At 70.5% G+C, this 13,089-nt stretch carries 10 protein-coding genes; 8 read left to right on the top strand and 2 right to left on the bottom strand.

Going from position 1 to position 13,089, the window contains the following annotated elements; genetic code table 11:
- Positions 1 to 113: 113 nt before the first annotated feature.
- Complete coding sequence (locus LZ495_RS00555) at positions 114 to 740, bottom strand: TetR/AcrR family transcriptional regulator (RefSeq protein ID WP_235049748.1); 627 nt, start codon at positions 738 to 740, stop codon at positions 114 to 116.
- Between the two features lie 161 nt (positions 741 to 901).
- On the opposite strand from LZ495_RS00555, the gene LZ495_RS00550 reads away from it, so the two are divergent.
- Positions 902 to 1,654: an NAD(P)-dependent oxidoreductase gene (locus LZ495_RS00550; protein ID WP_235049747.1), complete on the top strand. Its 753-nt coding sequence runs from the start codon at positions 902 to 904 to the stop codon at positions 1,652 to 1,654.
- Between the two features lie 31 nt (positions 1,655 to 1,685).
- Here the strand turns inward: LZ495_RS00550 and LZ495_RS00545 are convergent, their stop codons facing one another.
- The gene (locus LZ495_RS00545; RefSeq protein WP_235049746.1) at positions 1,686 to 2,636 is read right to left on the bottom strand and encodes an ADP-ribosylglycohydrolase family protein; all 951 of its coding nucleotides are present in this window, start codon (positions 2,634 to 2,636) and stop codon (positions 1,686 to 1,688) included.
- A 217-nt stretch (positions 2,637 to 2,853) separates the two neighbouring features.
- Here LZ495_RS00545 and LZ495_RS00540 point away from each other — a divergent pair, with 217 nt between their 5' ends.
- From LZ495_RS00540 to LZ495_RS00510, 7 genes are all read left to right on the top strand, one after another.
- Positions 2,854 to 3,660 carry an SAM-dependent methyltransferase gene (locus LZ495_RS00540; RefSeq protein ID WP_235049745.1) on the top strand — a complete coding sequence of 269 codons (807 nt, stop codon included), beginning with the start codon at positions 2,854 to 2,856 and terminating at the stop codon, positions 3,658 to 3,660.
- Positions 3,657 to 6,167, top strand: a complete 2,511-nt coding sequence (locus LZ495_RS00535; protein WP_235049744.1) for a putative bifunctional diguanylate cyclase/phosphodiesterase — start codon at positions 3,657 to 3,659, stop codon at positions 6,165 to 6,167. Before LZ495_RS00540 ends, LZ495_RS00535 begins: the two co-directional genes overlap by 4 nt.
- Before the next feature lie 449 nt (positions 6,168 to 6,616).
- The gene (locus LZ495_RS00530) at positions 6,617 to 8,227 is read left to right on the top strand and encodes an ABC transporter substrate-binding protein (protein ID WP_235049743.1); all 1,611 of its coding nucleotides are present in this window, start codon (positions 6,617 to 6,619) and stop codon (positions 8,225 to 8,227) included.
- Between the two features lie 104 nt (positions 8,228 to 8,331).
- The gene (locus LZ495_RS00525; RefSeq protein WP_235049742.1) at positions 8,332 to 9,363 is read left to right on the top strand and encodes an ABC transporter permease; all 1,032 of its coding nucleotides are present in this window, start codon (positions 8,332 to 8,334) and stop codon (positions 9,361 to 9,363) included.
- Entirely contained in the window at positions 9,363 to 10,517 is a 1,155-nt protein-coding gene (locus LZ495_RS00520) for an ABC transporter permease (RefSeq protein ID WP_235049741.1), read from the top strand. The genes LZ495_RS00525 and LZ495_RS00520 overlap by 1 nt, the downstream gene beginning before the upstream one ends.
- Positions 10,514 to 11,596 carry an ABC transporter ATP-binding protein gene (locus LZ495_RS00515; RefSeq protein WP_235049740.1) on the top strand — a complete coding sequence of 361 codons (1,083 nt, stop codon included), beginning with the start codon at positions 10,514 to 10,516 and terminating at the stop codon, positions 11,594 to 11,596. The genes LZ495_RS00520 and LZ495_RS00515 overlap by 4 nt, the downstream gene beginning before the upstream one ends.
- On the top strand, positions 11,580 to 12,908 hold the full coding sequence (locus LZ495_RS00510; RefSeq protein WP_235049739.1) for an ABC transporter ATP-binding protein: 1,329 nt from the start codon (positions 11,580 to 11,582) through the stop codon (positions 12,906 to 12,908). The genes LZ495_RS00515 and LZ495_RS00510 overlap by 17 nt, the downstream gene beginning before the upstream one ends.
- Positions 12,909 to 13,089 lie beyond the last annotated feature (181 nt).

Here is a 13,089-nt window from a genome sequence, read left to right as displayed (position 1 = left end):
GCGCGGGCGGCGGCACGCCGTCCCACCCCCCCCCCACCCCACCTGAAGGAAGGACCCCCGCCGGGGCGGCCGTTCGATCGGCCCCCCCGGCGGTGTCGTGTCCGGCCGGAGGATCAGGCGGCCGCGACGCGCCGCACGACCGGTCGGCGGGGCCTGCTGCCCTGCAGCGCGGCACGCAGCGTCGGGGCGAGGATCCGGCGTACATCGTCCGCGGACAGCCCCGCAGCGGTCGGCAAGGGCTGCAGGTAGCGCGTGAAGATGAGGCCGCCGATCACGGTGACCACGGCGGTCGCGCGTTCGGTCGCGTCGGTGCCGCCCAGATATTCAGCAATCTGCGGCAGCACCTCCCCGTCGAGGTAGCCGCGCAGGGCACCCATGACGTCCTCGTCCTGCAGCGCCGCGCGGTCGACCGCCGTCGCGTCCCACAGGTCCGTGACCGCCTGCAGGATCCGGTCCGCGGCCCCGGCCGGATCGCCGTCCAGGGCCTCGGCAAGTCCCAGGGAACGGGCGCACTGCAGGTCGGTGACCTCGCCGAACAGCTGCTGCTTCGACCCGAAGTGGTACTTGATCAGCGCCTGGTCCACGCCCGCCGCAGCGGCGATCGCGCGCAGGGTCGTACGCCGGTAGCCGTGCTCCAGGAACAGGCCGCGGGCAGCGTCGGCGATCTGTGCCCGGGTCGGCGGATTGCCCCGCGGACGGCCTCGCGAACGGCCCTCTCTACGGCCCTCGGATTTATTCATCGTCTTTGAATACCACCTGCCTGCTCCGGCACCTTCGATGTCGGCGGCCCCGGGACGAAGAACCACGGGTGCCGCGCCTTCCGGACACCGCACGACACCGCACGAACCGCACGAACCGCACGAACCGCACGACACCGCGGGACACGACAGAGGAGCAGCTCATGCGCATCACCGTCTTCGGCGCCACCGGACCGACCGGCCGCCGCATCACCGCCCAGGCCCTTGCCGCCGGCCACTTGGTCACCGCGGTCTCGCGGCGCGCCGACGCCCTGGCGCCGCACCCGGGGCTGGCCGTCGTGCGGGCGGACGTGGCGGACACGGCCGCCGTCGCCTCGGCCCTGGCCGGCAGCGACGCGGTCGTCTCGGCACTCGGCGTACCGCCCACCAAAGACGTGGTGACGGTCTACTCGGAAGGCATGCGCAACATCGTGGCCGGCATGGAACGGCACGGCGTCGCACGCCTCGTCGCGGTCAGCTCCAGCGTCGTCGACCCGCATTGGCGGCCCACCGGCGAGCACTTCTTCAACCTCGTCATGGACCCGCTGGTCAACCGCAAGGTCGCGGGCACCGCCCACGCGGACATGCGCCGCATGGAGGCGCTGCTGCAGGACTCGGCCGTGGACTGGACCGTGGTCCGGCCCGGCGGCCTGTTCGAACACGACGAGGTGACCCGGTACGAGATCGCCGAGGAGAGCGTCGACGCGCTCTTCACCGCCCGCAGCGACCTCGCCGCGGCGATGCTGGCGCAGCTGGAGGACCGGCGCTTCGTCGGCAAGGCGATCGGCGTGGGGACGCGCGAGGTCAAGATGAGCATCCCCAGGCTGATCTGGCGTCAGGCCAAGGCGCAGAAGGCTGAGAAGGCCGAGCAGGTTCGGCAGGCTCGGCAGGCCCAGCCGGTGGGAGCGGGCAAGTAGAGCCGGCTGGGTGCTCGTCGCGGCCCGGAGGTCAGGGCCGCAGGCCCCACTGCGCGTCCAGGCGGGCATCCAAGGCCTCCAAGTACGCGCGGCCGTACTCGCCGTCCTCCAGGCCGTCCACGAGCACCTGCGGCAGGTCCTGCCGGTACTCCGCGGAGGCGGACGCGGCCGCCAAGGCAATCGTGGCGACCGTGTCCACGTCCCCCGTGTACGCCGTGCACTCGCGCAGCAGCCCGCTCAGCGTGCGGTGCTTGGCCAGGGCGGTCACCGCGGCCCGCGCGCTGTGCATGCCGGGTGAGCCGACCTTGCCGCGCCACGGCTCGGTCCACCGGCCGTACCGGTGCGGGTCGGGTACGCGCACGTGCTCGGCCAGCCACTGGGGGAGCCGCACGACCGAGCCGATCCCGTACCGGCAGTAGTGCACGGCGTACGCGGCACCCCGCGCGGCGGCCAGGCCGCCGGGGGAGTCGTGGGTGATCTTCGCCTGCAGCACGGCCAACTCGTCGACCCGGTCGAGTTCCGGCAGCAGGCCCAGGACGCCCGCGCGCATCGCCGCGCCGCTCTTGTCGCTGCCCGGTCGCAGCGTTCCGAGCAACTCCTCTCCGTTCCAGACATGTTCGAGAACCGAACGGAAGCCGCCCGCATAGCCTGCCCGCGGGTCGCGCTTGTAGGTCTTCACGAAGCGGTGCGCCAAGTCCTCGCGCGTATAAGGGCCTTCGGCCGCAGAGGTGCCCGGGACCCCGGTCGGCGGATCGGCCGGGGCGCTCGCTGGTGGGGCGTCGAGCGGTGGGGCGCCGTCCAGCAGCCATTCCGCGACCGCGATGCTCATCTGCGTGTCGTCCGTGTACATACCCGGCCGTATGTCGCGGTGCGTCGGGTGCTGGACGTACCCCGCGAGGGTGTTCCGCTGCCGGATGAAGGGCGGAGGGGTGTATTCGAAGCTGGCTCCATACGCATCTCCGACCGCCAGTTCGAGCAACATGACCGCAAACTCCTGAATGTCAAGGGGCTCCCGGAGGCGGTTGTCCCTCGCAGGAGTGATGCTCCTCGCGCCGGGCCGGAGTGCGAGACGTTTCGCGGTCCCGGCGGATACCGTCGACGGTGATCACACGTCATTCATCGCACGTGGGTCAACCGGATTAGCGGATGAGCGAGCGGATGAACGGGGCACCGCCGTTCGCCCGGAAGGCGGGGGAATCGTGGAGCGACCTGCGTGGGCGCCGGAAGAGATCGACTTGACCAAGCCGAGTGTCGCCCGGGTGTACGACTACTACCTGGGCGGGTCGCACAACTTCGCGGTGGACCGCGAGTTCGCCGCGAAAGCGATCGGCATGTGGCCCGAACTGCCGGTCATCATGCAGGCCAACCGCGCCTTCCTGCGCCGGGCGGTACGCCATTTGGTGGAATCCGGCATCACGCAGTTCCTGGACATCGGTTCGGGCATCCCTACGGTCGGCAGCACCCACGAGGTGGTCCGCGCCGCCGGGTCCGAAGCGGGCGTGGTGTACGTCGACAACGACCCGGTCGCGGTCGCGCACGGCCGGGCGATACTCGGCGACGACCCGCGCACCGTGATGCTGGGCGGCGACGTCCGCGACCCGCTCGGCATCCTGGAGTCCGCGGCCGCCACCGGGCTGTACGACCCGGCCAGGCCGGTCGCCGTTCTCCTCGTCGCCTTGCTGCACTTCGTGCCCGACGAGGAGAACCCCGCCGAGCTGATCGCCTTCCTGCACAAGCACATCGCCCCCGGCAGCCGCCTCGTCGTATCGCACGCCAGTGCGGACGGAGAACCCGAGCGGGCCGCCGAGCACCAGGACCTGTACCGCCGTAGGGACGCCCCCATGCACATGCGCAGCCGCGACGAAGTCGCCGCCTTCTTCGACGGATTCGAACTGGCCGAACCCGGCCTGGTCTTCCTGCCCGAGTGGCGCCCGGAGGCGGGCGCCGCCCCGGAGGCGAAACCGGGCCGGTTCACCGGGTACGCGGGAGTGGGGACCCGCACATGAGTTCGCGCGCCGACGACGCCTCACCGGGCGTCGCCGGCCTGGGGGCCGCCGCGCCGGCCGCGGGCGACCTCGGTACGCCCGCGGCGCCGGTCCCGGGCGTGTCCGGCGTACCGACATTCGCCGCCACCGGACTCGACCTGCCCGCACCCGACGTCCTCGCGCCCGACGCCCTCGCATCCGATGTCCGCACGCCGGATGCCCTTGCGCCGGATGCCCCCGCGCCGGACGGTCACGGGCCCGACGGTGACCGGCCGGACGCCGGAACGCCGGATGCCCACACGTCCGCCTCGGCGCCCTCGATCGACCACCCGGCCGCCCCTGACGCCCTCGGTACTTTCGGTGCCTCCGTGCACGACGAGTTCGCCCACGAGTGGGCCAAGATCGTCGAAGGGGCCAGCTACGTCCCGCTGCCTGCCGACGAAATGCGGGATTACCTGCGCGAGTTGACGTACCGGCTGTCCGACTCCCTGGACGCCGACCCCTTCCGGCCGCACGAAGCCCGGGACGTGGGCGAGGCGTTGGTCGCCGCGCACTTCACCGGGACCGGCACGCTGGAACGCACGTTCGGGCTCATCGGCGAATGGTGGCCGCGCCTGCGCGCCCACGCGTTCTCCCAGCAGCGCGACCCGGACGACTACCTGCTGCGCGTCATCCAGATCCAAGGCGCGCTGGCCGCGGGATACGCCGAGGCGCTGCGTACCCGCACGCTCGCCGAGCAGCAGGCCATCCATGCTGCGGTGCTGGACGCCCGGGCACTGACCGAGCAGGCCCTGCACACCAGCGAGGCGCGGTTCCGCGCGGTGTTCGAGCAGTCCGGCCTCGGCATCGCGATCGGCGACCTCGACGGCGTCATCCTGGACGTCAACCCGGCCCTCGCGCAGATGTTCGGCGTCCACCAGACCGAACTGCCCGGCCGCCGGGTCCGCGAGTTCATGCTCGCCGACGACCCCGGCCATGTCTGGGAGTGGTACGAGGAGTTGGCGCGCGGCGAACGCGAGCACTTCTCCGCCGAGAAGCGGTACGTCCGCGCCGACGGCGAGCCGCTGTGGACGCACCTGACCGTCTCGCTGGTGCGCGACTCCGCGGGCGGGCCGCGCTACCAGGTGGCGATGATCGAGGACGTCACCGACCGGCACCGCCTCTACACCCGGCTGCGGCACCAGGCGCAGCACGACCCGCTCACCGGACTCCCCAACCGGGCCTTGTTCTTCGAGCGCCTGGAGGCGGTCTTCGAACGCGCCGCGGGCAGCGTCGGCCGGCCGTCCGGCGCGGACCGCGTCGGGCTGTGCTACCTCGACCTGGACGGCTTCAAGGTCGTCAACGACAGCCTCGGGCACGACGTCGGCGACCAGCTGCTGATCGCGGTCGCGCGGCGGCTGGACGCGTACGTCTCCCGGGCCGGCCACCTCATCGCCCGCATGGGCGGCGACGAGTTCGTGGTGCTGGTGGAGAACTCCGCGGGCACCGGCCAGGTCGTCGCGCTCGCCGAGGGCATCCTCGGCGCTCTGCGCGAGCCGTTCCGGATCCGCGGCCACGACCTCACGGTCAGCGCGTCCATCGGCATCGTGGAGCGCCCGGTCGCGGGCACCGGGCCGGCCGACACCATGCGGGCCGCGGACATCACGCTGTACTGGGCGAAGTCCGAGGGCCGGGGCCGCTGGACGGTGTTCGACACCGAGCGCAACGACCGCGAGGTGGCCCGCTACACGCTGTCCGCGGAGATGCCCGCCGCCCTGCACCACGGCGAGTTCGACGTCGACTACCAGCCGCTGGTCTCGCTCGCGGACGGCTCGGTACTCGGCGTCGAGGCGCTGGTGCGCTGGCGGCATCCGCGGCAGGGGCTCATCGGTCCGGACCGGTTCATCGGCCTGGCCGAGGAGACCGGCCTGATCGTGCCGCTCGGCATGTACGTCCTGGAGCGGGCCTGCCGCGAGGCGCAGCGCTGGAGCGGCTCCGCCGAGGCCCTCGGCGCCCCGGCCGCGGCCCCGTTCATCAGTGTCAATCTGGCCGAACGCCAATGCCACGAACCAGGGTTGGTACGGCAGGTCGAACGCGTGCTCGCGGAGACCGGCCTGGAGCCCGAGCGGCTGCAGTTCGAGCTGACCGAGTCGCAGATCATGGCGACCGACGGCGGCCCGCTGGAGCGGCTGCGCGAACTTGCCGCGATGGGCGTGCGCATCGCCATCGACGACTTCGGCACCGGCTACTCCAACCTCGCCTACCTGCGCCGGCTGCCGGTGTGCGAGCTGAAGATCGCCGGGTCGTTCGTGGAGGGCCTGCGCAAGCCCGGCGACGCGGACCCGGTGGACGCCCGGATCGTGGCGTCGCTGGTCGAACTGGCGCACGCGCTCGGGCTGACCGTCACCGCGGAGGGCATCGAGACCGCGGCGCAGGCCGAGCGGCTGCGGGCCATCGGGTGCGATGCCGGGCAGGGCTGGTACTTCTCCCGGCCCGGCCCGCCGGACCGGATCGCCACGCTTCTGGACGGCGTACCGCGGGCAGGATGACGAGCAGGGCACCCGGCGCCGCCGAGCAGGACCCGGCGGCGCCGATCTCGCCGACATCCCGTCAAGATCCGTTTACCGGGCCGGAATGTTCGGTGGCCGGGATTCGTCTCGCATTTCGGACAGAATGCGCGCAGAAAAACGTAGGCATTGCAGGGTCTTTGTCCGATTTGGCATGAAGTGCTCTCGGGAACTTTACCGATTCGAGAGGAACTTTCAGCGCCAAGTCGACACTCCGAAAGTTCCTTCATTTCCAAGGCATGACCTCCCCATTTGCCTTGCTTTCAGTGATCTGACTTGGGACTCTACGCGCGAAGCCCGCCACCGTGTCCTGCCCGTGATGTTTATGAGACCAATCGTCATCCTCCTTCCATCGGTGCAGGCCACTAGGGTTCCGGCCCAGGCAGCGCCGGATGTCCAGCATGCGGCGCCTGGGCAGAGGGATTGCATCCATGGCACGTACCAAGCGGGTAATAGCCGCAGCCGCCGTCGGCGTCATCGCCGTCGGTTCTCTTGCGGCTTGCGGTGAGAAGAAGAAGGACAAGACGCCCACCGGCGGCGGCTCGAACAGCGCTGCGGCGAACACCGGTGCAACCGTCATCCTCGGCACCACCGACAGCAAGGTGACGTCGCTCGACCCGGCAGGCGCCTACGACCTGCCGTCGTGGACGATCTACTGGAACACCTTCCAGACGCTGCTGTACCTGCCCGCGGGGAGCACCACCCCGACGCCGGACGCCGCCGAGAAGTGCGAGTGGACCAACCCGAAGCTGTACACCTGCAAGCTGAAGGACGGTCTGACCTTCTCCGACGGGTCGCCGCTGACCTCCGAGGACGTCAAGTTCTCGTTCGACCGCATGATCGCGATCAACGACCCCGAGGGTCCCGCGAGCCTGCTCGAGTCGCTCGACAAGACCGAGGCGCCGGACGCGAAGACCGTCACGTTCTCGCTCAAGACCGAGGACGCGACCCTCCCGCACAAGCTGACCACCGGTGTCGGCGCGATCGTGTCCTCGAAGGGCTCGTACCCCAAGGACAAGCTCCGCGAGGACAACAAGATCCTCGGCTCGGGCCCGTACGTCCTGGACAACTACAAGGCCGACCAGGAAGCCGCCTTCTCGGTCAACGCGAAGTACAAGGGCGACGCCAAGGCGCAGAACGCCAAGTTCGTCCTCAAGTACTACTCCGAGGCCTCGACCCTCAAGCAGGCCATCCAGAAGGGCGACGTCGACGTCGCCTTCCGCGGCCTCACCCCGACCGACGTCAAGGACCTCCGCGACAAGAGCGGCAACGGCGGCTACTCGGTCATCGACGGCGAGGGCACCGAGCTCCGCTACGTGACGTTCAACGTCAAGACCGCGCCGGCCGACCAGAAGGCGGTCCGCCAGGCCATCGCCCAGGTCGTCGACCGCGAGGCGATCGCCAAGAACGTCTACAACGACACGGTCACCCCGACCTACTCCATGATCCCGGCCGGCGTGCAGGCGCACACCGACGCGTTCAAGGAGAAGTACGGCGCGCCGGACAAGAACAAGGCCAAGGCCATCCTGGACGCCGCCGGCCTCGGCGGCAGCCCGGTCAGCATCACCCTCTGGTACACGCCGACCCGCTACGGCGCGGTCACCGCGGACGAGTACATCGAGCTGAAGCGCCAGCTCGAGGGCAGCGGCCTGTTCAAGGTCGAGCTGCAGTCCACCGAGTGGCAGCAGTACCAGACCGACTACAAGGCCGGTAAGTACCCGGCCTTCGGCCTCGGCTGGTTCCCGGACTTCCCGGACCCGGACAACTACACCGCCCCGTTCCTCTACAAGGGCGGCTACTTCAAGAACAACTACGACAACCCGCAGCTCAACGAGCTGATCACGAAGTCGCAGGGCCAGAACGACCGCAAGGCGGCCGAGCCGACCTTCGCCGAGATCCAGAAGATCACGGCCGAGGACGCGCCGGTCCTCCCCCTCTGGCAGGGCAAGCAGATCGCGGCGGCTCGTACCGGTGTCACCGGTATGAAGGAGACGATGGACCCGTCGTACATCATCCGCTTCAGCATGATCGGCAAGAAGTAGCGCTGTAGTCCGCGCAGGGGGCGTCGGACGGACGCAGACTCCCGGAACCGGGAGAACGCTCCGCCGGCGCCCCCCGCGTCGCGCCCACGAGGGAAGTCCGACACATGAGCATGAAATCCGGGTCGCTGGGCCGCTACATCGCGATGCGTGTGGCGCTGGCCATTCCGATGATCTTCGTCCTGCTCACTCTCGTCTTCGTGATGCTGAGAGTGGCACCCGGCGATCCCATCAGCGCCTCTTCGGGCGGCGCCAAGATGTCCCAGGAGAAGATCGACGAACTGCGCGCCGCGGCCGGCTACGACCGGCCGCTGATCGTGCAGTACGGCGACTACCTCGCCGACGTCGTGCGCTTTGACTTCGGCACGTCCGTCTCGACCAATCAGCAGGTCTCGGACGTGATCCTGGAGAAGGGCGGCGCCACCGTCACCCTCGCCACCGGCGGCCTGGTCTTCGCGCTGCTGCTCGGCATACCCGTGGGCCTGCTCGCCGGGCGCTTCAGAGACAGCGCCTTCGACGTCTTCGCCCGACTGTTCGGCATCATCACGTACGCCGCACCGGTGTTCGTGGTCGGACTGCTCGCCCAGCAGCTCTTCGCCACCAAGCTCGGCTGGTTCCCGCTGGAAGGCGAGACGGACCCGCTGATCGCCAACGACATCCCGGCCACCACCCACATCCTCATCCTCGACGCGATCTGGGTGAACGACTGGGAAGTCGTCTGGAACGTGCTGTGGCACCTGATCCTCCCGGCCGCCACGCTCGGCCTGCTCATCGTCGGCGTCTTCATCCGCATGGTGCGCGTCAACCTGATCCAGACGCTGCGCGGCGACTACGTCGAGGCGGCCCGGGCCCGCGGCATCCGCGAGCGCGACGTGGTCGTCAAGCACGGCTTCCGCAACGCGCTGGTCCCGGTCATCACCGTCATCGGCCTGCAGGTCGCGCTGCTGCTCGGCGGCTCCGTGCTGACCGAGAAGACGTTCAACTGGCCCGGACTCGGCAAGCAGCTGATCGAGTTCCTCAACAGCCGCGACTACGTCGCGGTCCAGGGTCTCGTCACCTTCATCGCCTTGGTGGTCGTCGTGATCAGCATGCTGATCGACATCATCAACGCGCTGATCGACCCGAGGGTGCGGTACTGATGGCCAACCTCCCCACCGAACTCGTCGCGCCCACCGGGCCCGCGGGCACCGCCGCACCCAAGCGCGCCGGCCGCGGCCGGCTGCGCCGCACGTTCGCGCCCATCCTGGAAGCGCACGGCCTGGCCCGCTTCATGCTGTGGACCGGCATCGCGATCACCGGCTTCTTCGTGGTCATCGCGGTCTTCGCACCGTGGATCGCGCCGTACGGCTACGACGCCTACGAATCCGGCGGCGAGCGCTTCCCCAAGCAGGAATCGCCCGGCGGCGACCACCTGTTCGGCACCACCGTGCAGAACTTCGACGTGCTGTCGCGCGTCGTGTGGGGCGCCCGCACGGCCCTCGAGGTCATGGTCCTCGCGGTCGTGTTCTCACTCTTCATCGGCGTGCTGCTCGGCCTGCTGTCCGGCTACTTCGGCGGCTGGCTCGACCGCATCCTGGTGCTGGTCATGGACACGCTCTTCGCGTTCCCGTACCTGCTGCTCGCGATCGTCGCGGCCTTCATGTTCTCCGACGTCCCGGGTGGCGGCATCGTCACCGCGGCGCTGGCCATCACGGTGGTGTACATCCCGCAGTATTTCCGGGTCGTGCGCGCCTCGACGCTGTCCGCCCGCGAGGCGACGTACGTCGAGGCGGCCCGCGCGATGGGCGCCAAGCCGCGGACCATCATCGGCAGGTACGTCTTCTCCAACGTCATCCAGTCGGTCCCGGTCATCACCACGCTCAACGCCGCGGACGCCATCGCCACGCTGGCCGGCCTCGGCTTCCTCGGCTTCGGCATCCAGCCGACCGAGGCCGCCGAATGGGGCTACGACCTGCAGCGCGCGATCCCCGACCTGGGCGCCGACATGTGGTGGACGGCGACCTTCCCGGGCGTCGCCATCGTGCTCGCGATCCTCGGCTTCACGCTGGTCGGCGAGGGCCTGAACGACGTGCTCAACCCGTCGATGCGCAAGCGCCGCATCCGCACTGTCGTCATCCCGCCCATCGCCAAGCCGCGCCAGGTCGTCACCGTCGCCGCGATGCCGGCCGCGGTGCCGGCGCAGGGCGAGGCGCCGGCGGTCGAGCAGACCGAGGACCCCGCGACCCCGGGGGCCTCCGAGACCGGGGACGCGCCCGCGAGCGCGACCGGAGAGCCGCAGGAGGAGGGCAAGTGACCACGGCAAACGGCACCGACAGCACCACCCGGACCGGCAGCGGCACGAGCCGCGACACCACGGCCCCGGTCCTCGCCGCGCGCGACCTGCGCGTCTGGTACGGCAGCGAGCGAGGCCCGGTGGCCGCGGTGGACGGCGTCACCTTCGACGTCCGCCCCGGCGAGACCCTCGGCCTGGTCGGCGAGTCCGGCTGCGGCAAGTCCACGCTCGGCCGCGGCGTCCTCGGCCTGCTGCCGCCCGGCGCAGCGGTCGACGGCGAGGTCCGCTTCGCCGGGAAGAACCTCGTCGACCTCTCGGCGCGCCAGCTCCAGCAGCTGCGCGGGCCCGAACTCGGCCTGATCTTCCAGGAGCCGATGACCCGGCTCAACCCGCTCATGCGCGTCTCCGAGCACTTCGAGGAAGCGCTGCGCACCCACAACGGCGACCTCACCAAGGACGAGATCCGTACCCGGGCCCTCGACGCGCTGCGCGGCATGGGCATCCCGGCGAGCCGCTACGAGTCGTTCCCGCACGAGTTCTCCGGCGGCATGCGGCAGCGCATCATGATCGCCCTGGCGCTCGTGCTGCGGCCCGCGTTCGTGGTCGCCGACGAACCGACCACCGCACTCGACGTGCTGGTCGAGGCGCAGATCATCCAGATCCTGGCCGACCTGCGCCGCAACTTCGACACCGCGCTCGTCCTCATCACCCACAACCTCGGCATCGTCGCCGAGGCCTGCGACCGCGTCGCGGTGATGTACGCCGGGCACATCGTCGAACAGGGCGACGCCCGCGAGGTGTTCGCCAACCCGCAGCACCCGTACACGCAAGCCCTCATGCGGTCGACGATCTCGTTGTCCACCACCGGCCTGCACTACATCCCCGGCTCGCCGCCCGACCTCGCCCACCCGCCCGCCGGCTGCCGGTTCCACCCGCGCTGCCCCAAGGCGATGAAGGTGTGCGCCCAGGAGGCCCCGCCCGAGGTGCTGCTGCCGAACGGCACCCGCAACACCTGCTGGCTGCCGGTGCCCGACATGACCACCGCGGACGGCCGCCGTCCGCTCGAGGTCGAGGAGATCAGCGTTGCCGACGAAGCCTGACACCCGGAAGACGGCGGACCTCCCGCCGAAGGGCGACGCCGCCGAGACGCTGGTCGAGGTCGAGGACCTGCAGGTGCACTTCGCGCTGCGCGGCGGCATGATCAAGCGCACCGCGGGCGCCGTCAAGGCGGTCGACGGCGTGTCCTTCAGCCTGCGCAAGGGCGAAGTCCTGGGCCTGGTCGGCGAGTCCGGCTCCGGCAAGACCACGCTCGGCCGTACCCTCCTCGGCCTGGCCAAGGCCACCGGCGGCAGCATCCAGTACCGCGGGCGCGACCTGGCCAAGCTCAAGGAATCCGAGCTCCGGCCGCTGCGCCGCAGCCTGCAGATGGTCTTCCAGGACCCGCACGCCTCGCTCAACCCCGCGATGGACATCGCCACCGCGGTCGGCCACCCGCTGCAGGTCCACGGCCTGGCCAAGAACGCGGAGGAACGCCGCGCCAAGGTCGCCGAGACCCTGGAGCGCGTCGGCCTGAGCCCGGCCGAGCTGTTCATGGACAAGTACCCGTCCGACCTGTCGGGCGGCCAGAAGCAGCGCGCGGTCATGGCGCGGGCCATCATCGCCGGACCGGAACTCCTCGTCGCCGACGAGCCGATCTCGATGCTCGACATGAGCGTCCGGGCGAAGATCCTGCAGCTGTTCCTGGACCTGAAGAACGACCTGGACCTGACGTACGTCTACGTGACGCACGACCTGGCCAGCGCGAAGTTCTTCTGCGACCGCATCGCGATCATGTACCTCGGCCGGATCGTCGAGATCGGCACCGCCGAGGAGATCTTCGCGAACCCGCGGCACCCGTACACCAAGGCCCTGCTCGGTGCGATCCCGGACCCGGACCCGCACCGCGCCGCCGTACCGCGCGAACTCCCGCGCGGCGAGGTCCCGGACGCCGCACTGCCGCCGCTCGGCTGCTCCTTCCACCCGCGTTGCCCGGTGGCGGTCGCGGGCTGCGGCTGGGAGGCCCGCGACCTGGGGGCCCTCCTCGAACGCCACTGGATGGCGGCCGGCGAGGACGCGCGCCTCGCCGAGTCGGCCCTCTTCGGGCACCCTCAAGAACTGACCACGGCCGGACTGCGCTCCGTCGCCCTCACCCCGGGCAAGAACGCCACGGCCGTCGACCTGGTCGAACTCCTCGAACGGGTCCGGGAGAAGACCTCGGACGACCCGTTCTGGCGGGGCGTGACCGGAATCAAGGGCGCGGCGGGCAAGGCGCACGTCACCTTCGCCGAGGGCAGCGACCCCCGCCTCAAGATCGTCGCGGACGCCACCCGCGCCGACCGCCCCCTCCAGGTGGCCTGCCACCTGGTCGACTGACAACAAGGCGCGCCCGGTTTTCGGGCCGCCGACATACCCGGGGTTGGGGACGGCCGCCCGCACTGAGACTCTCGGTGCGGGCGGCCGCCGTTTGGCCGGGGGCGGGGGCGGGGCCGTGGCCGGGTCGGGGTCGAGGCCGGGTGGGGTAGTCGTGGCGTCCACCGCCCACCGCCCACGGCCC

The organism is Yinghuangia soli (assembly GCF_021502675.1).
In the GTDB taxonomy this organism is placed as follows: domain Bacteria; phylum Actinomycetota; class Actinomycetes; order Streptomycetales; family Streptomycetaceae; genus Yinghuangia; species Yinghuangia soli.
The sequence above is the reverse complement of the archived record's forward strand: the minus strand, read 5'-3'. Positions and strand labels throughout refer to the sequence as shown.

Coding starts and splice junctions, on each gene's coding strand:
- LZ495_RS00555 (WP_235049748.1), bottom strand. CDS start 740: ATGAATAAATCCGAGGGCCGTAGAGAGGGCCGTTCGCGAGGCCGTCCG.
- LZ495_RS00550 (WP_235049747.1), top strand. CDS start 902: ATGCGCATCACCGTCTTCGGCGCCACCGGACCGACCGGCCGCCGCATC.
- LZ495_RS00545 (WP_235049746.1), bottom strand. CDS start 2,636: ATGTTGCTCGAACTGGCGGTCGGAGATGCGTATGGAGCCAGCTTCGAA.
- LZ495_RS00535 (WP_235049744.1), top strand. CDS start 3,657: ATGAGTTCGCGCGCCGACGACGCCTCACCGGGCGTCGCCGGCCTGGGG.
- LZ495_RS00530 (WP_235049743.1), top strand. CDS start 6,617: ATGGCACGTACCAAGCGGGTAATAGCCGCAGCCGCCGTCGGCGTCATC.
- LZ495_RS00525 (WP_235049742.1), top strand. CDS start 8,332: ATGAGCATGAAATCCGGGTCGCTGGGCCGCTACATCGCGATGCGTGTG.
- LZ495_RS00520 (WP_235049741.1), top strand. CDS start 9,363: ATGGCCAACCTCCCCACCGAACTCGTCGCGCCCACCGGGCCCGCGGGC.